Annotated in this window: 14 protein-coding genes; 6 read left to right on the top strand and 8 right to left on the bottom strand. The window is 46.1% G+C overall.

Annotated elements, in window-relative coordinates:
* Positions 1 to 2: 2 nt before the first annotated feature.
* From NQ518_RS06515 to NQ518_RS06495, 5 genes are all read right to left on the bottom strand, one after another.
* On the bottom strand, positions 3 to 890 hold the full coding sequence (locus tag NQ518_RS06515) for a homoserine O-succinyltransferase (RefSeq protein ID WP_227962414.1): 888 nt from the start codon (positions 888 to 890) through the stop codon (positions 3 to 5).
* A gap of 600 nt (positions 891 to 1,490) precedes the next feature.
* Entirely contained in the window at positions 1,491 to 1,970 is a 480-nt protein-coding gene (locus tag NQ518_RS06510; protein ID WP_227960372.1) for a hypothetical protein, read from the bottom strand.
* 229 nt (positions 1,971 to 2,199) lie between these two features.
* Entirely contained in the window at positions 2,200 to 2,475 is a 276-nt protein-coding gene (locus NQ518_RS06505; RefSeq protein WP_227206530.1) for a DUF4834 family protein, read from the bottom strand.
* Positions 2,472 to 3,251, bottom strand: a complete 780-nt coding sequence (locus NQ518_RS06500; protein WP_227206528.1) for a CDP-alcohol phosphatidyltransferase family protein — start codon at positions 3,249 to 3,251, stop codon at positions 2,472 to 2,474. Before NQ518_RS06500 ends, NQ518_RS06505 begins: the two co-directional genes overlap by 4 nt.
* A gap of 70 nt (positions 3,252 to 3,321) precedes the next feature.
* Entirely contained in the window at positions 3,322 to 4,014 is a 693-nt protein-coding gene (locus tag NQ518_RS06495) for a phosphatidylserine decarboxylase family protein (protein WP_227206526.1), read from the bottom strand.
* A gap of 128 nt (positions 4,015 to 4,142) precedes the next feature.
* Between NQ518_RS06495 and dnaE the strand changes: the two genes are divergently transcribed.
* Together dnaE and trxA are read left to right on the top strand one after the other, a co-directional pair.
* Entirely contained in the window at positions 4,143 to 7,850 is a 3,708-nt protein-coding gene (gene dnaE, locus NQ518_RS06490) for a DNA polymerase III subunit alpha (RefSeq protein ID WP_227206524.1), read from the top strand.
* A gap of 74 nt (positions 7,851 to 7,924) precedes the next feature.
* Entirely contained in the window at positions 7,925 to 8,239 is a 315-nt protein-coding gene (gene trxA, locus NQ518_RS06485) for a thioredoxin (protein ID WP_227206522.1), read from the top strand.
* Between the two features lie 114 nt (positions 8,240 to 8,353).
* Here trxA and NQ518_RS06480 read toward each other — a convergent pair whose 3' ends face one another.
* Positions 8,354 to 9,676 (bottom strand): ATP-binding protein, encoded by a 1,323-nt coding sequence (locus tag NQ518_RS06480; protein WP_227206520.1) that lies wholly within the window; start codon positions 9,674 to 9,676, stop codon positions 8,354 to 8,356.
* A gap of 334 nt (positions 9,677 to 10,010) precedes the next feature.
* Between NQ518_RS06480 and NQ518_RS06475 the strand changes: the two genes are divergently transcribed.
* The gene (locus tag NQ518_RS06475) at positions 10,011 to 10,217 is read left to right on the top strand and encodes a hypothetical protein (RefSeq protein ID WP_227206518.1); all 207 of its coding nucleotides are present in this window, start codon (positions 10,011 to 10,013) and stop codon (positions 10,215 to 10,217) included.
* A gap of 54 nt (positions 10,218 to 10,271) precedes the next feature.
* Entirely contained in the window at positions 10,272 to 11,765 is a 1,494-nt protein-coding gene (locus tag NQ518_RS06470; RefSeq protein WP_227206517.1) for a fimbrillin family protein, read from the top strand.
* Positions 11,766 to 11,939: 174 nt separating this feature from the next.
* On the opposite strand, the gene NQ518_RS06465 is transcribed toward NQ518_RS06470, so the two are convergent.
* Positions 11,940 to 12,227, bottom strand: a complete 288-nt coding sequence (locus tag NQ518_RS06465) for a type III effector protein (RefSeq protein WP_227960374.1) — start codon at positions 12,225 to 12,227, stop codon at positions 11,940 to 11,942.
* 251 nt (positions 12,228 to 12,478) lie between these two features.
* On the opposite strand from NQ518_RS06465, the gene NQ518_RS06460 reads away from it, so the two are divergent.
* Positions 12,479 to 14,035, top strand: a complete 1,557-nt coding sequence (locus NQ518_RS06460) for an SLC13 family permease (protein ID WP_227960376.1) — start codon at positions 12,479 to 12,481, stop codon at positions 14,033 to 14,035.
* A 793-nt stretch (positions 14,036 to 14,828) separates the two neighbouring features.
* On the opposite strand, the gene NQ518_RS06455 is transcribed toward NQ518_RS06460, so the two are convergent.
* Entirely contained in the window at positions 14,829 to 16,283 is a 1,455-nt protein-coding gene (locus tag NQ518_RS06455; RefSeq protein ID WP_227960378.1) for a hypothetical protein, read from the bottom strand.
* 1,759 nt (positions 16,284 to 18,042) lie between these two features.
* On the opposite strand from NQ518_RS06455, the gene NQ518_RS06450 reads away from it, so the two are divergent.
* Positions 18,043 to 20,511 (top strand): bifunctional YncE family protein/alkaline phosphatase family protein, encoded by a 2,469-nt coding sequence (locus NQ518_RS06450; protein WP_227960380.1) that lies wholly within the window; start codon positions 18,043 to 18,045, stop codon positions 20,509 to 20,511.
* Positions 20,512 to 20,595: the final 84 nt, after the last annotated feature.

Genomic DNA, 20,595 nt, shown 5'->3' with positions numbered 1-20,595 from the left:
GCTTATCTTAAATATTCGTTCATCCAGTTTGTAAACAGCAAGTGGGCGTGCGCGCGCCAAGTGACGAGCGGTCCCTTGGCAGGGTTGTCGTCACGGTAATAGTGCCTGGGCAGGTCCACATCGTCGCGCTTCCCCGCATCACGATGGTACTCCTGATCCAAGGTGTCGGGGGCATACTCCATGTGTCCCGTGATGAAAATCTCCTTTCCACCGGCCGTCATGCACATGCTCACCCCACATTCTTCCGACTCTGCCAACAGCGTCAGTTCAGGATGCTGGAGGATATCCTCCTTCCTAATCTCGGTATGGCGACTGTGCGGCATGCAGAACACGTCATCAAACCCACGGAAGATGGGTAGTTCTGGATGCAGCACCTGTTGAGGAAAGATACCAAACATCTTCTTAGGAAGCGCATATTTGTTGATACCTTCATGGAAATACAAGCCCGCTTGCGCCGCCCAACATATATATAAGGTGGATTTGAGCGAAGTCCTCGCCCATGAAAATATCTGCGTCAACTCGTCCCAATAATCCACTTCTTCAAATTCCAAATGCTCCACAGGTGCGCCAGTGACTATGAGTCCATCGAACGATTGTGATGTCAATTCGTCAAAATAACGATAGTAAGCATCCATGTGAGCCGCTGGCACATGCGTAGGCGTATGCGACCTGAGCCTCATCCACGCCACTTCAATATCCAACGGAGATGCCGACAGCAACCGTAACAAATCGGTTTCGGTCTGCAACTTGGTAGGCATCAAGTTCAATACGGCTATCTTGATAGGCTTGACCTGTCCATGCGCGGTCTTCTCTTCCCCGCATTCCACGAGGATGTTTTCCTGTTTCAACCGTTCGATGGCTGGAAAATTTTTGGGCAAATGCAGTGGCATAACTTCTTTGAATACACTCAAGGCTGGTTCTATAAATTAGCTTTGTTAGATTTTGAGCTTATTTTTGAGGTCAAAATGCAAGAGAGTGAAGGAGTGTAGCGAGCTACACGACTGAACGAACTTACATTTTGAACCAAAAAGAAGCCAAAAGATAACAAAACGTATTTCATAAACATTTAATGACTATGTGCGGTGGTAATTTATAGAACCAGCCTCAATTGATCATCACGAACCCCCATGATTGCGTGATGTGCAAAGATACTAAAAAGATAAAACATTTGGTTCGCCTGACATGCATTTTTAACATGTAGACCACGGATCTTTCATTTAAGGACATTGTTGTTTAACAACGAATGAAACTCTAAGTGTAATGCTCCACATTACTTCGCAAATACTATCAACATTGTATTTATTTGGATTGAGGTCATACAAATTCCTATAATCATTTTGTTCTCTTTTTTTTAAGCGGTCTGAATACAGCAATCTAAACCTTCTTTCTGTTTGCTTGACTATTGTCGTGGCAGCAGTTTGGCTGTCATTCGACTTCGCCGAGAGGTAGCGGCAGAAGATTTACGTACTCAAAATTGGCATTTGGAATATTCAATCTAAATGTATAATCACTAATCCGTCAGTCAGATGCCAAACAATATTACCAGAAACTTTGAAATCAGAGTCCATTTTATCAATAAAAATACCATCGCTGTCATACACGTCAAATCTTACTTTGTAAAGTGAATCTGTTCTATATGCCCATCCTGAGGAGCTTTTTATTTTCTTAGCGCATAGACTAACTTGAAAGTTACGTTTTGACGCTGGCCATATAGTTATGCACTTTTGATTTCTACCTTTGGCAATGTATTTCCATTCCCCATCTACTTGCATCAACAATCCATAAGTTCGCCCTATATATATCGTCGAATTGCTGTGATTATAAATGTATACATTTAATTTTTCTGGCTGTTTCTCACTATAGCTTGTGGTAATTGTGACGGAGTCTGAATCAACACGCCATAAACCATCTCTATTCGTTATGTTATTACTTAGAGCGGTCATATCCACGAACATCGTGAATATGACCATAATGCAAAATGTCTTAAATAAGAATTTCATGACAACCCTTTAGTATCTTGTAAGTCCAAAAATTCTATTTATATTCGATGCTTTTACACACATACCATAAGTAGTACCGTTAATTGTTGCAGAACCTATATTTATACCTACAGTTAGACGTTGATTGTGTGCTGAACGTAGAGCATATACAAAACCCATTCGCAGGTGCGGGAAGAGACAAAGAAAAGGCCGCTTCCGCTTAGTTCTTAATTTCCGTTTCAGCGGGTTCTTCTTCAAATTCAACGTATTCGCCTTCGTCTTTTTTGAAGATTTTTTTGTTTATTTCGTCAGCATCCCGATGGTCTACCACCGTTTGGGTGGTGTTTCTATGGTGTTGCCGCTGCTGGGCTGACCCTTTGGCCTGCTCTCTGAACAGTTTGGCACCTTCGCGGAAAATGCTGATAAACTTTGCTGCGGAAAAGCCTACCACCAGCAAGCCGATGAGGAAAATGATAAAAATTATTTTGGATATCATAGTTTGTGTTCTTTGTCGTGATTCATCTTGGTGATTTTTGACCTACCTGTCAGTAATAATCCCAAGGATATGAGGAAGTAGCATGCAATGACAATCCACCAGCCTTTCAATACGCCAAACGTTACAAGCACAACAGCTGTGAAGATGATGAAGCTGTGTCGGATGGCGTTGCCCTGCCATTTAAAGTTTTTGAATTTCAGGGCGAACATGGGAATCTCGCTGACCAAGAGATAACAACTCAACAGCAGCAGTACTAAAATGTATACCAGTGCGCCGGCATTGTTTTCAAGCCAGGCAGGACTTGTGACGATGAGCGACCCCCAAAACAGGGCGTTCGCCGGTGTGGGAAGCCCAATGAACGAATCGGTTTGACGCGTGTCAATATTGAATTTGGCCAGCCGCAGTGCCGAGAAAGCAGCCATGAGGAAGGCTATGTAGGGAATGAACGTGCGGTAAGGGTCGAAAGAAAACGCCTCTGGCGTAGTGAGAAACGACGGGTAGTCGATGACCATAAGCTCATAAAAAACCATGGTGGACGGCGCTACACCAAAGGTAACGCAATCGGCCAGCGAGTCTAATTCCTTGCCGATGGGCGATGATACCTTTAGAAAGCGGGCCGACATGCCGTCAAAAAAGTCGAATGTGGCCCCGGCGAGTATCCATATCAAGGCCATCTTGGCATCGCCGATAAAGGCGAAACAAGTTGCGATGCAGCCCGAGATGAGGTTGCTGCAAGTCAGTGCGTTGGGTATGTTTCTTTTGATGATGTTGCTCATTTGTGTCGTAGAGGTCTGGTAGGGTAGTGGGTGTGACGTGCGTCACCCCGATTGCCGTTCCCGCTTTGTTTTATTTCAGTTTTGCAATGACGGTGTGGTCGCCTGTTGTTTTTTGTCCCATCTTCACGCACACTTCCGTTCCGAGCGGCAGATACACGTCCACGCGCGAACCAAATTTGATGAAGCCCAGGTGCTCGTCAATATAGCAGTCTTCACCTTCTTTGGCGTAGGTCACGATGCGTCTGGCCATGGCTCCAGCAATCTGTCGGCAGAGAACGTCCACACCGTCGGGCGTGGTGATAATGACGTCGCTGTGCTCATTCTCCTCACTGGCTTTGGGCAGCCATGCCTTGTGGTAGTTGCCGTTTTGGTGATGAACCAGTTTCACCTTACCGTCAACGGGAAACCAGTTGGCGTGAACGTTGAACAGGCTCATGAAGACCGAAATCATGAGGCGCTTTTCGTGAAAGTACTTGTTCTCTTCCACCTCCTCAATCACCACGATTTTACCATCAGCTGGGGCCACTACAATCTTGTCGGTGTCCTCAGATGGAAAATAGCGGATGGGGCATTGAAAGAAATTGATGACGATGCAATATATTGTTCCGAAGATAACCGTAAAGGCATAAAATGGGATTTTAGTTTCGAACGAACGCCATAATAGCAATGCGATGGCTGCAATGGCTATGAATCCCCAAATCAGGGTGTCTGTTCCTTCGCGATGTATACGGATTTTCTTCAGTTTCTTGATTCTTTTAATCATAGTATGAAAACCGATTAGAAGTTTGTGCAAAGATAATTGTTTTTTGGAAACCGCACAAACTTTTACTCTCATTCTTTGGCCGTGTGGAGCATATTGAGTACCTTTACGCTCCAAAATAAATTGAGCTCATGAACGATTTTGTCCACCTACACGTACATACTTATTATTCCATTCTGGACGGTCAGTCGCCCGTGAAGCGGCTCGTTGACAAGGCTGTTGCCGACGGGATGCGCGGACTGGCCATCACCGACCATGGAAACATGTTTGGCATCAAAGAATTTTTCGACTATGCCAACACGGTGAATAAGCAGTTGAAGGCCGACGGCAAGCAGCCCTTCAAGCCCATCTTCGGCTGTGAGATGTATGTAGCTCGGCGCAGTAGGTTCGACAAGGTCAAGGACATGGGCGACATGAGTGGTTACCACCTCATCGTATTGGCGAAGAACTATCGGGGCTACAAAAACCTCATCAAACTGGTGAGCCATGCCTGGGAGGACGGCTATTACATGCGGCCGCGTACCGACCGTGAGGAATTGGAGAAATATCATGAAGACCTCATTGTTTGTTCGGCCTGTCTGGCTGGAGAGGTTCCACGTAAAATCATTGCCGGCGACATGGCCGGAGCCAGGGAAGCGGTGGAGTGGTACAAGCGGGTTTTTGGTGACGATTACTACCTGGAGATACAACGCCACGAGGTGAAAGACCCCTCCATTCGGGCCAACCGTGAGGCCTATCCCATGCAGCAGCGCGCCAATCAGGTGATTTTCAAGCTGGCCAAGGAGTATGGTGTTAAGGTGGTGTGCACCAATGACGTTCACTTTGTGGACAAAGAGAACGCCGAGGCACACGATCACCTGTTGTGTCTCTCTACGGGGAAAGACCTTGACGACCCCACGCGCATGCTTTATTCCAAGCAAGAGTGGTTTAAGACCCGCGAAGAGATGAACAATATCTTCAGCGATGTGCCCGAAACGATGGCAAATACCATCGAGATTCTTAATAAGGTGGAAACCTATTCCATCAATCACGACCCCATCATGCCCAACTTCCCCATCCCCGAATCGTTTGGAAAGGAAGAGGATTGGAAACAAAAGTTCACGGAGGAAGACCTTCTGCGTGAGTTTACCACCGATGAAAATGGCGAAAATCCTATGTCGGAGGAAGACGCGCAGAAGCGGGTAGACCATCTTGGCGGCTATGAGAAGATGTATCGCATCAAGTTTGAGGCCGACTATTTGCAGCATCTTGCCTATGAGGGTGCCAAGCCGTTGTATGGCGACCCGCTGCCCAAGGAGGTGGACGACCGCATACGCTTTGAGCTTCATGTGATGAAGACCATGGGTTTTCCGGGCTATTTCTTGATTGTATCCGACTTCATTCGTGCGGCCCGAGAGGAATTGGGCGTGATGGTGGGACCGGGACGTGGGTCGGCAGCCGGGTCGGTTGTGGCCTACTGCTTGGGCATTACCAAGATTGATCCCCTGAAATACGACTTGCTGTTCGAGCGTTTCTTGAACCCCGACCGCATCTCTTTGCCCGATATCGACACCGACTTTGATGACGATGGCCGGGGGAAGGTGCTGAAATGGGTGATGGACAAGTATGGACACGAGAACTGTGCGCACATCATCACCTACGGCAGTATGGCAACCAAGAACTCCATCAAGGACGTGGCGCGGGTGGAAAAACTGCCGCTGGAGCGAGCAAACGCTCTGTGCAAGGCCATTCCGGAGAGGCTTCCCGATAAGATGAAAATGAACCTCACCAACGCCATCAAATGCACACCCGAGCTACAGATGGCCGAAGCCTCTACCGACATACGCGAGAGCAACACCATCAAGTATGCCAAAATGCTGGAGGGAACGGTGCGGGGAACGGGCATCCATGCCTGTGGTTTCATCATCTGTCGCGACCCCATTAGCGACTGGGTACCCGTGTCAACGGCCGATGACCCCGACTTTAAGGACGAAAAAACCAACTGTACGCAGTATGATGGGCATGTGATTGAGGAAACAGGACTGATCAAGATGGACTTCTTGGGGCTGAAAACCCTGTCGGAGTTGAAGGAAGCGGTAAAAAATGTGAAGCTGACGAAGAACATAGACATCGACCTCGACAAGATTCCCATTGACGACGAATTGACCTATAAGCTTTACCAAGAGGGACGCACCATCGGCACGTTCCAGTTTGAGTCGGCCGGCATGCAGAACTATCTGCGCCAGTTAAGTCCAACGAAGTTTGAAGATCTCATCGCCATGAACGCCCTCTACCGCCCCGGTCCCATGGACAACATCCCGTCGTTCATCGCCCGTAAGAAAGGAGAGGAGGAGATTACATATCCCATTCCGGTGATGGAACGGTATTTGAAAGATACATACGGCATCACTGTTTATCAAGAGCAGGTGATGTTGCTCTCGCGCTTGCTGGCCAATTTCACGCGTGGAGAGAGTGACGCCCTGCGTAAGGCGATGGGCAAGAAGAAAAAGGCGATAGTAGATGCCATGAAACCCAAGTTTATCGAAGGCGGCAAGAAGAACGGATATGATGAGAACGTGCTGGACAAGATATGGGCCGACTGGGAGAAGTTTGCATCCTATGCCTTCAATAAGTCGCATGCGGCCTGCTATTCGTGGGTGGCTTTTCAAACGGCATACCTCAAGGCACACTATCCTGCCGAGTTCATGGCAGCCATCATGAGTCGCCGCAAGGATCAGATAACGGAAATATCCAAATTGATGGACGAGTGCAAGTCGCTGCGTATTGCCACGTTAGGCCCCGACGTCAACGAGAGCTATCAGAAGTTTGGTGTGAACCACCACGGGGAAATACGCTTCGGTCTTGCTGCCATCAAGGGTATGGGTGATGCCGCCGCAACTGCCATCATCGAAGAGCGAGAGGCCAATGGACTGTACCAAGACATTTTCGATTTTGCACACCGAGTGGACTTTACGCAGGTCAACCGCAAGGCCTTTGAAAGTTTGGCACTTAGTGGTGGATTCGACAGCTTCGGCATTCCGCGAGAGAGCTACTTCACTGCCAACAACAAAGGCGAACTGTTTATCGACACGCTCGTACGCTATGGTCAGCTCTATCAGAACAAGAAATCAGAAATAGAACATTCGCTCTTTGGCGGCGTAGATGCCGTAGAGATTGCCACACCACCCATTCCTAAACCAGAGTTGTGGAGCAACATTGAGAAATTGAATCGCGAGCATGACTTGGTGGGAATCTATCTTTCGGCTCATCCGTTGGACGAATTCAGCATCGTGTTGAAGAGCATGTGCAACACATCGTGCACCGAACTGGGCGACAAGGCCGAGTTGGCCAAAAAGGCAGACGTGGTTTTCGCTGGCATGATTACCGATGTGAAGGACAAATTTACGAGAACCGGAAAGCCTTGTGGCTTCGTGACGATAGAAGATTTTAGTGGAACAGGCGAGATAGCCTTCTTTGGTGAGGAATGGGGAAAGTGGAAAGGCATGATGGTAGTGGGCAGTACCGTTTATCTTTCGGGCAAGTGTACGCAGCGATACCGGGACAGCAACTACTACGACTTTCGCATCAACGATGTTCAGTACCTGCAAACGGTAAGAGACAAGCAGATACACAGGCTGACCATTGTCGTGGATAGCGAGGCCATCGATGAAGTGGTGGTGAACGACATTGTGTCGATGTTGCAAGATTCAAAGGGCAACACGCAGCTGTGCTTCCAAGTAGTGGACAAGAAACATCAAACCAGTATCTTGCTTCATTCAGGGCTTCAGCAAATCAGTTTGAATCATGACCTGATCAGATACATCGAGGGAAACCCCAATATGAATTATCTGGTGAATTAATTTGGCACGATGCTTGCATGATTCATGATAATCGTTTATCTTTGTCGTAAAGACATATAAAAATCAAATAAAGAATGGAAGTTAAAATTACAAGCGAGAATTTCGAGAGTTACAAGAATGGCGATCTGCCATTGGTAGTGGATTTATGGGCTACATGGTGCGGCCCTTGTCGCAAGGTAGGTCCTGTTATCTCTGAGTTAGCAAACGACTATGATGGAAAAATCGTCGTAGGCAAATGCGATGTAGAAGAGAATGACGACTTAGCCATGCAGTTTGGCGTGCGCAGCATTCCTACCATTCTCTTCTTCAAGGGAGGAGAGCTGGTAGACAAATTCGTTGGGGCAGCCTCAAAGGCAACGCTCGATGAGAAGTTCAAGGCCCTGCTGTAATAGCGGTCCAATCAATGAGGAAAGTATGGTGGATGCTTGATATCTGCCATACTTTTCTTTTTTTTTATGAGGCGAAGGTAGCTTCTCGCGACTATTCAACAATAATTTAGAATGTCAATATTGTGGTATAATGGACTCTTCCAATAAAAAAGGAATGACACCAACATACATTATGCCTTCGTCATCCGTCCATAATTTGGAGTTGCCATCAAGAATTACCATTTTCTTAAAGAAATCCCCTGAGTTCTTTAGAGAAAATGTTTCTTGGTTCTTTTTCTCAACAGTATCTACATTCAATGCAGATTGGATGTAAATCTTTTCACGTCCTGTATTGGCGATAAAATCAATCTCATATTGTGACTGTTTCTTCTTGCCATCAATAACACGTGTCAGTTCTACGACTCCAACATCGACGCGATATCCTCTACGAATTAGTTCTATATAAATAAGGTTCTCCATTAAATGAGATTTTTCTTGTTGGCGGAAATTCAGTTTCGCATTTCTTAATCCCATATCAATGGAATAATACTTCTGAGTGTTGTCGAAGTATTTCTTTCCTTTGATGTCATACCGTTTGGCACCCAAGAACAAATAAGCATCTTCAAGATAGTTGATGTAATTCTTGATAGTATGGTCAGATGTTTTGCGCTTCATCAAAGAACCGGCTGTATTGGCCAAGTTATGGGTATTGGTTAGTGAGCCTACTGCAGAATAAAGCGAGTCAATAAGTGCGTCCAACACTTCATCATCCTTTAAATTATACCTTTCAACAATATCTTTAATGTACACATTCTTGTGAAGGTCGTAAAGGTATTTCTGTTTTTCAGACTCACTTTGTTCCAAGACTGCTGACGGCATTCCCCCATAGGTTAAATACTCTTCAAGTGCATCAGCTTTTTCAAGGCCAGACACTTCATAATATTCTTTGAAGGAAAGTGGATATACTTTTATTTCTGATCCTCTATCACGGAAATTCGTCACAATATCAGAAGACAGCATTTTAGAATTTGAACCAGTAACATATATGTCCAAATTCTTCCGTGCCATAAGGTCATTGAGAATGTCATAGAACGTTGTGTAAAGCATATCCTTGTCGTCCTCAGACACAAGGCTTTCGTCTATATCAGTGTTTTTTACTTTTATAGACAATTGTATCTCATCGATAAAAACATAATATCGTTTTTCTTCGTCGCATGCTTTATCCATGATGTATTCATAAAGCACATTCGGATTTCTGTACTTTATGTTCACTTTTCTATCTAATGCGATTTCTATGAAGCAATCTTCAGAAACACCCTCTTTCTTCAGATAATCTTTATATAATGTCGATAACAGAAAAGATTTGCCACAGCGTCTAATGCCAGTGATTATCTTTACCTTTCCATTCCAACGCTTACTTATCAAAGCTTCGATGTATTTATTTCTTTGGATAACCATATATTACTCACGTTACTGCAATATCAGTCGGATTGTTCGACCTTTTTTGCAGTGCAAAGTTATAGAATTAAATTTAAGTAAGCAAATTAAAGCAATTTTATTGCTCTTAAATAGTTTTCATCACCAATTCTTTCCGCAGGTTAATATGAAAAATGCTATCTCGCCTTTTTGAGGGAAAACTAATTAATCGCGCTTTTTAGTTTTTTTATATACTCCAAAGCGTTAATGTGGAGAAAAATATATACCTTTGCAAAGTTTTCAGATAGAGTAAAGTTACCTGTTAGAGTTAGGGTAGACTGTAGCCAAAACTAAACGAAAATAAGTAATTGTGAATATGAAAAGAAACAAGTTACAAGTAAAACAGTTTTATGAGTCCCCTGTGTGCAAGGTGTTGTCTTTTGGATCTTCTGCTGGAATTCTTGCCGCAAGCCCTCAGCCAGAAGCAGGTTTTGAGGTGGATCCATGGGAGGAGACTGAACCTGAAAACCCAGGAGGAACATCTGAGGGACAAGAAGAGTTGCCAGATTGGCTGAAACCTTGATTGGCCAATAGTTAGTTATAACGGAATTACAGAACAACAAAAACAAAAACTGCTATGAATAGATTTCTGAATAGACAAAAGCAGCTGATGCTTGCCATGGCAGGTGTCATGATGCTGACCGTGTCTTGCTCGCAAGACGTGGACAACGAATTGGGAACTACTGATACAAACGGTGGTAAGGTAGGAAGCGAGGTGAAACTGCAATTTGCCACCAACGCTGTCACCACTACGCGCGGAACCATGTACGACAATATTGGCGTCATGCCAGACGATTCTAAGTTTAGCGTTTATGGCTATTCGTGCAAGGGCGGCTTCGACCAAATGGGCAACACGCTCAACTTCATTGCCAATGGTGAGGCATCTAAATCCGGAACCGTTACGGTGGGTGGAGCAGCCAAGTACTACAACAAGGCAGAGCCATACGTGCAGCTGGTAGGCGTGTATCCGTACCTGCAAGGAGAGAACAGCCTTGAAAAAACAGGCATAGACAAATACTCGTTGACCTACGACCTCGGTGCAAGCATTGACGCAACGCAACACATAGACCTCATGGTTGGCAAGACCAACGTTAAGGTTCAGGCGGAAGGAGAACAGCAACCTGCCAAGATTACCTTGCATCACGCCCTCACAGCCGTCAACTTCGCCATTGGCGACAAATGCCCCACTGGCTATGAGATTGCGGGTATCGAGATGCAGGGCTTGGCTGCCAAGGGTACTTGTGAGGTGACATTCAATGGTGACATACCCACTTTCAACTGGACACCCTCTGACACGAAGGAACCCATTCACCTAAAATGGCCGAAGTATGAAGGTGTAAACTATAGAACTGTCACCCCAAACAAAACCACCCAAGTTAACAGAACCCAAGTGACGGGTGTGATGAAGGATGGCAAGCGCGACAATCTCACCATCTTTATGATTCCGCAGCAACTGGGCGCAGACGCAAAAGCTGTTATTTGGTTGACGGAGGATAATGGCTTATACCCTAGACCGAGACCTAACAAGGATAAAGACCATCGGGCACCCATCAAGAAGCTCACCATCAATCTCGCTGCCGTCAAAGCGTGGAAGCCAGGACAGGTAGTTGTTTACAGGATTGATGAAAACCTCTCGGATGCAGATTTGCGATATAAGTTTGAGCTTAGGCCATCATCCAAAGATGCCCAGCCTGGTGACGATGGCCTTTCTAAGGCTGAGTTTAACTTGAATAGTTATAGATATACATATTATGGTCTGGTTGGCAAAACTGCATATGATTTGTATGCTGCCTTGCAGAGCTTTCAGATTGTCAAATATGCATACGAGGATGAAGCAGGAATGAAGCATGAAACCGTTACGAATGAATTGCCGGATTGGATTACACTGTCAGTAACTCCCAATACAAACATAAACAGGCCAACTTATAATATGGGTGTAAAGGTAGACCATACCAAGGCAAGTTACCCCGAGAGCATCAAAACACTGTTCATCACCTTCAAGCAGGATAAAAGCGAAAAGGAAGAGTGTACAATGGAGATCACCAACTTGCAGCCCAAGGCAAGCAATTAGTTGGCACGGTACCGTTAGTGTTACACAGCAATATATGAGAAAAGGCGACATCATGAGGTGTCGCCTTTTTCTTTTGGTGGCCGGCCATCAGGAGAACACCGAGACGGCGCTTGCCACAACCCTACACCTTAATAGATGTAGTATAGAATAGGCACTGTGGCGCTATGCAGCTGACTATGGAGCCTTGCTGACCTGCTTATTGTCGACCTCAATTAGTCCTTTGGTTCGAGCCACTCCATACATATAGAGCGCCTGCTTGTGCGTGCAGCCGAGGATTTGCTTCAGACGCAAGAGGAAATCGGACCGCTTCATAGTAGACATGCCAGACTCGCTGAAAACACGATTGACGGCATCTTTCAGACGCTCTTCATTAAACGCCAGATTGTGGTTCTTACGATAGGTCAGATAGGCAATCGCTAAGATGAGCACTACTGCAATGAGAATAATATACACCATTTTCATAATATATAAGGTTTTTGATGGATAATTCTTGAATAAAAACCACACATTCCACATCGGGAGAATGGTATCTTAAGCTCTCCTTAACAGAAAAGTTACAACGCAAATATAAACATTTTAAAGATAAATCAACTACTTTTTGACAAAAAAAACGATAAATCAAAAGAAAAATAGCCAATTAAACGGTTGATTAGAATATATTTCTTATTTTTGGAATCATTAATACCAATAACTTAAACACTTAATTAACTGATATGAACGACACGAACAAGAAAGCAGAGCCTCTGGAACAAGAACAGTCAAATCAGGACTCATCATTCGACCGTAAACGTAGGATCATCGGTGCCATCTTCGGTCCGATATGCGCCATCCTCGTGTGGATTACCCCCATCTCTGGCCTCACGCCCGAGGGCCACAAGCTACTAGCCATCATGACGCTGGTGGCACTGTGGTGGATTACCGAGCCGGTACCCATCCCTGTGACTTCCCTCATAGGCCCCACCCTCTGTGTGGTGTTCGATGTGGTGAAGATGAAAGAGGCCTTTGCCGCCTTTGCCAACCCCATGATTTTCCTCTTCATGGGAGGTTTCATGATAGCCAAAGCCATGATGGTGAATGGTGTGGACAAGCGTATCGCCTATGGCATTATGTCGATGAAATGGGTGGGCGACAACCCGCGGCGCATCTTCTTGGCCATCGGACTGGCGTGCATGCTCTGCTCGGGTTGGATTAGCAACACGGCAACAGCCGCCATGATGTTCCCCATTGCGCTGGGACTGCTCGAGGCTATCCGCGAGATGATGGCCGCGCAAGGCAAGATTGTCAACCTCAGTTCGTACAAATACGCCACTGGCCTTATGCTCATGACGGCCTACGCCTGCTCCATCGGCGGCGTACTCACGCCGATTGGAACGCCACCGAACATCATCATGCTGGGATTCCTCAACGAGATGTGCGACCTACATGAATCGTTCTTCCAATGGATGGTATGGGGATTCGTGGCCATGGTGGCTTATTTCGTGATTGCCTACATCGTACTTTCTCGCATGTTCCCAAGTGATGTGAAACACATCGCAGGCGCCACCGAATTCATCAACGGCAAGGTAAAGGCACTGGGAAAATGGACTCGTGCGCAGAAGAACACGATGATTGCCTTCGGCGTGGCCGTCATTCTCTGGATAACGCCAGGCGTGCTGAGCATCGTCCTCGGCACCCAGAGCGAGGTGCTGAACAAATACAACAGGCTCTTCCCAGAGGCTATTGCGGCTATGGTGGGTGCGCTGCTGCTGTTCTTCCTGCCCGTAGACTTGAAGAAGAACAAGATGACGCTCGACTGGAAGGATGCCGTGGCGGGCGTGGAATGGGGTACGTTGCTGCTCTTCGGTGGCGGACTGGCTATGGGAGGCATGATGTATTCCACCGGTCTGTCGAGCTGGATTGGCGACCAGATTATCGCCATGATGGGCGGCAAGCCGTCTGAATTGCTGTTCGTGGCCGTATTCTGCGTGATGTCACTGCTTCTGTCAGAGCTGACCTCGCATACCGCCGCGACCAACATGATTGGTCCGCTTGCCATCGGAACAGCCCTCTCGGCAGGGTTCAGCCCAGTGCCGGTGGCAGTAGGCGTGGCCCTCTCTGCCTCGTTGGGCTTCATGCTCCCCGTCTCGACGCCACCGAATGCCATTGTTTATGCCAGCGGTTACGTTCCCATTACAAAGATGATTAAGTCGGGTGTATACATCGACTTCATCGGTATCGCCGTCGTCACCATCCCCGTCGCGCTGTACTTAGTGAGCATGGTTGTGGGATAAGTGGGCTACAAACACCGAAAAAAAGACCGTATCCCAGTCACACGACAGGATACGGTCTTTTTGGTACGCTCGGCATGAGCATTATCTAACGGGTGGAAGTCCCGAGTAAGCCCTAATAGCGGGAATTACATAGCCAAAGGCAAGGGTGTTCATCGTGAGGTGAAATCTGAAGGAAGCCAGCGGCAAACATCTGGCCTAACGAACAGAAACTTCATATAAGGCATATGACCATGGATAAGATTGCCAGACAAATCAAAGTCCCATAGCTATTCGGAATGGTCGGTGGATTTTCCTTGAGCTTTGCGAAAAAATGAAGTAGGTATAAGATGGAAAGATAATGTTCTTATCCGAGGAGGTCTCACGGATGTTTCAAATAGTTGTTTTTACGAAAGAAGCGGAGTAAAGCTTGCCGTGAGAAGTCAGCAGAGGTCATAGTACCCAAGGCACGTGTGCCTACAGGGAAGGACCGAATCGTGCAGTGCAATAGTAAATGAATGCTACCCTGCGAACCTTTTCGTCAGATGTCCGAAAGGAGCTCTCTATCCAAGACGATAGGACGGAATCCGACAATAGGATAGAAGTGACGTTACTCAAAGGGATAGCTGAAAACAACTTGCCACACACCGTGAGGTGTAAAAGTACGAAACCGCCGTATGCCGAACGGCACGTACGGTGGTGTGGAAGGTCGGTAAATGTGAAAGTAGGAGGTAAATGCCTTTTATGAATAACATTTACCTCCTACCCGATTTATATAAACTACATTTAATTGCGTTATCCACATTAAACTTATTTATCATTTAATTGGTTCCGCATGCACATAGTATTCACTGTTTATAGGGTCTTCTTCGTCAGTTTTAAGCATCAGTACCATGCGTGAATGTTTTGTACGCCAATATGCCTTAATATCAGCATCTTCGGGTAGTGCCTTAAACGTTTTACACAGCGAAGCCTTTTCTGTTTCTTTTATAGTACTGTGTGCTTCATAGTACTGGTCCATAATCTTCAACAGACCTTCTCTTTCACGTTCAAGCACGCCTAACATATATTCCTTGTCGTTTTTGTCTTTTGCTCCTTTCAGTACAATACGTAACTCTGCATACGGATTTGCAATGTCTTCTTTGTAGGCTGTAGGTGGAGTGATGATGAACTCACGGTTCTTGTCAAGCAAGCAATATTCTGTTAGCTCGGGGTTCTTTGGATTATACCTTACAATATCCCAATCGTAACCAAAGAATCCATCATTTACTAAATAGAGCCTCTTATGAGCTTGATAGACAATATGACCATCTTTATAGCCATTGGCATATACGGTAGTATTGTCATGAGGTGTGAAGAAGTATGTACTCCACCAATAGGAGGTCTTCAAACTGTTTGTCTTGCGTTCCATGATGCCAAAGCTATCTGGCATATCACGACAATCACTCGTCCAAGTAATTGAATCGTAGTAATTGTAAAAGGCGTTATCCGAAGAGTTGAAACCATATTCATCGGTAAGTTCAAATGTTATAAGGCGGAAAGTCTGAAACACAGGGTCTGTGTTGTCTTTATTGTCTTCTGTATAGTATGTCTTAATCTTGAACTTGCAGTTTTCAGGTACAGAACGGTCTATATCCAAATCATATGTGTAACTTTTCTTCATCATTTCCAAATCTGTTTCTGTCATGCGCTTATATACAATCATGCCATAAACAGACTTGGAACCATTGCTGCCTTCACTTCTCGTTCCTATTTTTTGCATGGTATACATTAAAGTCTTGCCATTCGACTCGTCAAGTTTAAGAATCTGCATGTATCTGTTTTCTGTTGTCAGATTGTTGTTGCCAAACAGTATGAAGCCATTACCCACGTCATAACTCCATGATACACGACTGAAACAAAAGGCAGGCAAGTCATCACTATAAAAATAACTAAAAGCTTGCTGTGATGTCTCAAACCAAAAGTGTGTAGGGCTGCCACCAACTCTGTCTTTCCAAAATTCCTCCTTGCTCAACTTTCCGTTTTCCTGTACCTCATAAGTGGCAATACTCTCCCAACCATAGCCCTTGACCTTACTCTGTATTTCTTCTGCTGCTATTGGCTTTCTCCCTTTTAGCACACAGCACCCCTCATCATTGACAGTATAGGTTTGGTTGAATAGATTCATATCCAACTTACGTTGCTCAACACTCAATTCCTCAGACTTATCGCAACTGCCAAATACAACAGTGCAAGCTACGATGAGTGCTATTAACCAAAACTTCTTAGTCATAATAATCCAAATTTAAAGATTTTACATATAGACAGATTACGGATTTTCAGTGTTTCAAATTCTGCTGTTCAAGATAACTGAGTGCAAAAATACAAAAGTATCAACGTAATAGTGCTTTTTTTTTATTTTTTATAACACTCAAAACATACTTTTGTAATCGGTAACTTTGAATCGTCAAAAATCGGATCGAGTGATACGACAGTCATGCAGTGCATACACTTCCCTCTTCCCTCTTCCCTCTTCATTCTTCATTCTTCTCTCTTCACTCTTCCCTCTTCATCCTTCATTCTTCATTCTTCATTCTTCACTTTTCATTCTTCACATTATAAAATATTATTACCATTTCCTGTCATTTCCTTTCGTCGCATCTGGGCAGAAATGCGCCATGTTTTTTCGGATAATTACAAGACCGAAGAATATCAAAAACACAAGGCCGATGCGGTTACAGCCTTGTGGCACCGCGATTTGAGCTTATCGATTGCGCGACCGAACCTTTGTCGCATCGTGATTAGAGTTTAATCGCAGTGGCGTTTGATATCTAATCGTAGACAACAAAAAACGTATAGTAAAATCATGTTTGTTAAAACCCAGAACGTCAACCCACTACGAATTATCTCAAATTTCTCGAATTTCAAACCGAAGGATTCTTATTTTTAAATACGCGAAATATAGAGAGATGATTGTAAGAAAAAATATCAGTATTTGTTGTCTCAGGATTCATCCAGGCCATCTGTTGATGAGAACAAAACTGCATGGATGAACAATGATCCATTTTAATTGATGCAATAGGACAGAGGAGGTGACCTCGTCAGGAATAATCTTGCTTCTCGTGTTAAATAAGGATTATCACTCCAAATGTCGGATGAATCTATTTTTATATTATGTTTCCCTGAAGAGTTAGGCTTCTTGGTCCTCTCCCCGTTAAAATTTACAGCCACTTGGTGTTTGCCACTTTTATCGAGAACTTCAAATTCTCTATGTTGCGTATCAAAAGAATAATGATTTCCTTTAGAGCTACTGCTACCCAAGTGGTCAGGATGGTAGTAGAACTGCATCTTCTCGTGGTCGTCGTTCGGCTTGACTCTTGTACTTACAGAAAGAAGCTGCGTTATTGTCTTTGCGCTTAACGCTGTCATAACGTACGATCGTTTATGGTTATCAACTATTAAACGTCGTTCTTTCCTGTTTATTGCTTACGGCTTTTAATACACATATAAGGATATTGATCGTTACCCATATATGATATGTGAAACTCCACCAACCTTTTCGAATAGCTATAAGACTTTGATTTGTCATGCAATCTTGTCCACGGTCATATCCTTGTATGAAGTTTCTGTTCGTTGGGGCAGATGTTGCCACCAGCTTCCTTCAGATTTCACCTCACGATGAACACCCTTGCCTTTGGCTATGTAATTCCCGCTATTAGGGCTTACTCGGGACTTCCACCCGTTAGATAATGCTCATGCCGAGCGTACCAAAAAGACCGTATCCTGTCGTGTGACTGGAATACGGTCTTTTTGTCTGAGTTGAAGGTAGGTTCTCGTTTCATTTCTCCTTTTTTATTTCATATTTTTTTATTCCTCAATTCTTATTTCTTATGGACGCAGGAATGGGCTTCTGCATTCGAGACCTTCCATCTCCCTCTCTGGAATGTCACATCATTGTAACTTGATTCAGTTTTTCTTCTCAGAATGAATCCATAACTTTGTGCTGTCTTTTTGTAGACCAAGGTATTAGCGTGATTTATTTGAAATTGTCAATGATGAAATATTTGAAAACATGGAGTGTGCTTTTCGCTACACTCCTGTCTGTTGGTGCGTTTGCCCAGCAGGCACAATCTGTTATGTTGCCCAACGGCTGGCGCCTCACGCCTGCAGGCAAACATTTACCGCTGGGAGACCTCCCGCTGAACATGGCCGTGTCGCCCAACGGGCGGTGGCTGGCCGTGACCAACAACGGCTACGGCCGTCAATGCGTCAAGGTGTTTGACACCAAAAAGCAGGTAGAGGTGGATGACCAAACCATCCGCACCAGTTGGTACGGACTGACTTATTCGCCCGACGGCAAGACACTCTATGTCTCGGGTGGCAACGACAACCAGGTTAACATGTACCAAGTGGCCAATAATGGGAAAATACACCTCGGCGACAGCATCGTGCTGGGCAAGAAGTGGCCCGTGCGCATATCGCCCGCTGGTTTGGCTGTTCATCCCAAAACCGGTCATCTTTACATCGTGACACGTTGGGACAACTCACTGTACATCTACGATCCAGCAACCAAGCGGCTCCTCACGAAGGCTCCTTTGGGCGGCGAGGGCTATCAGGTGCTGGTGTCAGCAGATGGCAAGCACGCTTACGCCTCCTGCTGGGGATGCGACCAGGTGAAGGTTTGGGACGTGGCAGCGAAGGCGTGGTCCGATTCTATCCCCGTGGGAAGTCACCCCAACGAGATGTGTCTGGACGAGAGAAACGGTAGACTTTTCGTGGCCAATGCCAATGACAACAGTGTCTCGGTGGTGAACCTGCGGCAGCGGCGGGTGGAGGAAACCCTCAACGCAGCTCTTTTCAGTCAGTCGCTTCCTGGCAGCACCACCAACGGACTGTGCTTGTTGAAGCATGGCAGGCAGCTGGCCATCGCCAATGCCGACAACAACTGTGTTACACTCTTCGACGTGTCGACGCCAGGCAGCAGTAGAGCCATGGGCTTCATTCCGGTAGGATGGTATCCCACGAACGTGAAGTATGTCAACCACAAGCTGTGGGTGACCAACGGCAAGGGACTGAGCTCTGCGGCGAACCCACATGGGCCATGGCCTGTCTCTCGGCAAGAACAATTTGAGCATCATCGCGGCGACGTCAAGAAAAACAAGAAAGTGCAGTACATCGGCGGAATGTTTCTCGGGGCAATGTCCATCATCGACGTGCCCAACAAGAAACAGTTGGAACGATACACTCGACAGTGTTTTGCCAACACGCCATACGATAAGAAAAAAGAATATCTCTCAGGCAGTGAGCCAGGCAATCCCATTCCACAGAAGCTCGGTGATCCCAGTCCCATCAAGTATGTATTCTATGTCATCAAGGAAAATCGAACGTACGACCAGGTGCTGGGCGACATCCCCAAAGGCAATGGCGATTCATCACTGACGCTCTTCGGTCGACGCGTCACGCCCAACCTTCATAAGATAGCCGAGGAGTTTGTGCTGCTGGACAACTTCTATGTGAACGCTGAGGTGAGTTGTGACGGACACAATTGGACTATGGGTGCCTATGCCAACGACTATTTGGAGAAAGTGTGGCCAACCAACTACAGCGGGCGGGGCGACGTATATGCCGGTGAGGGCGGCCACAGAATGGGAAACAACAAGTCGGGATTCTTCTGGGATTTATGCAAGGCCCGTGGTGTATCCTACCGTTCTTATGGCGAGTTTTGTAAACGCGAGACCAGGAAAGTGGGCGGCAAGAAGGTTGCGGCAGAGGTTGTTCCCACCATTGCCTCGCTGGAAGGTCACGTGTGCCCCACGTTCGAGCCTTACACCCTCAAGGTGAGAGACACACTTCGATATCGTCAGTGGGAGGCCGATTTCGATTCGCTGTTGGCCATCCATCAGGTTCCGCAGTTTAATACCGTGCGCTTCGGAAACGATCACACCGAGGGCATGAAGCTCAAACGGCCCACGCCATACGCCCATGTGGCCGACAACGATTTGGCTGTAGGCAAGCTGATAAATCACCTCAGTCATTCACCCATCTGGAAAGAAACGGTCGTGTTTGTCATTGAGGACGATGCGCAGAATGGCTCCGACCACGTAGATGCCCACCGCAGTACGGCTTATGTGGCTGGTGGATTTGTGAAGCGAGGCTTCGTAGACAGTACGCCTTACACCACTACCTCCATGGTGCGCACCATGGAACTGATACTGGGGTTGCCGCCCATGACCCAGCACGATGCCGCCGCACGCACCATGTGGCGATGCTTCACACCGCAGGCCGACGTTACGCCCTTTGTGCATCTGCCCAACAATGTGGCGTTGGACGAACTGAATGTGAAGGCAAGTAAATACCAGGCCATGAGCGAGACCTACGATTTCACGAAAGAAGACAATGTTCCCGACGTGGAGTTCAATCAGGTTCTATGGCACGGACTCAAAGGCGAGCATGTGCCGTATCCACCCTTGCGCCGCTCTGCCTTCCTTACCTATTCAGCACAAGACGATGATGACGATTAGGCAAACTGCACTTACCCAGCTGTCGTAGAAGAAATCTTTGTGTGCGATGACGATGGTAAGCATGATGAGCAAAGTGCCGAGGGT

Origin of the sequence: Hoylesella buccalis ATCC 35310 (assembly GCF_025151385.1) — a bacterium.
Classification (GTDB): Bacteria; Bacteroidota; Bacteroidia; order Bacteroidales; family Bacteroidaceae; genus Prevotella; species Prevotella buccalis.
This window is presented reverse-complemented; position numbering and strand designations above follow the sequence as displayed.

Coding starts and splice junctions, on each gene's coding strand:
- NQ518_RS06450 (WP_227960380.1), top strand. CDS start 18,043: ATGATGAAATATTTGAAAACATGGAGTGTGCTTTTCGCTACACTCCTG.
- dnaE (WP_227206524.1), top strand. CDS start 4,143: ATGAACGATTTTGTCCACCTACACGTACATACTTATTATTCCATTCTG.
- NQ518_RS06470 (WP_227206517.1), top strand. CDS start 10,272: ATGAATAGATTTCTGAATAGACAAAAGCAGCTGATGCTTGCCATGGCA.
- NQ518_RS06500 (WP_227206528.1), bottom strand. CDS start 3,251: ATGAGCAACATCATCAAAAGAAACATACCCAACGCACTGACTTGCAGC.
- NQ518_RS06510 (WP_227960372.1), bottom strand. CDS start 1,970: ATGGTCATATTCACGATGTTCGTGGATATGACCGCTCTAAGTAATAAC.
- NQ518_RS06495 (WP_227206526.1), bottom strand. CDS start 4,014: ATGATTAAAAGAATCAAGAAACTGAAGAAAATCCGTATACATCGCGAA.
- trxA (WP_227206522.1), top strand. CDS start 7,925: ATGGAAGTTAAAATTACAAGCGAGAATTTCGAGAGTTACAAGAATGGC.
- NQ518_RS06480 (WP_227206520.1), bottom strand. CDS start 9,676: ATGGTTATCCAAAGAAATAAATACATCGAAGCTTTGATAAGTAAGCGT.
- NQ518_RS06455 (WP_227960378.1), bottom strand. CDS start 16,283: ATGACTAAGAAGTTTTGGTTAATAGCACTCATCGTAGCTTGCACTGTT.
- NQ518_RS06515 (WP_227962414.1), bottom strand. CDS start 890: ATGCCACTGCATTTGCCCAAAAATTTTCCAGCCATCGAACGGTTGAAA.
- NQ518_RS06475 (WP_227206518.1), top strand. CDS start 10,011: ATGAAAAGAAACAAGTTACAAGTAAAACAGTTTTATGAGTCCCCTGTG.
- NQ518_RS06460 (WP_227960376.1), top strand. CDS start 12,479: ATGAACGACACGAACAAGAAAGCAGAGCCTCTGGAACAAGAACAGTCA.
- NQ518_RS06465 (WP_227960374.1), bottom strand. CDS start 12,227: ATGAAAATGGTGTATATTATTCTCATTGCAGTAGTGCTCATCTTAGCG.
- NQ518_RS06505 (WP_227206530.1), bottom strand. CDS start 2,475: ATGATATCCAAAATAATTTTTATCATTTTCCTCATCGGCTTGCTGGTG.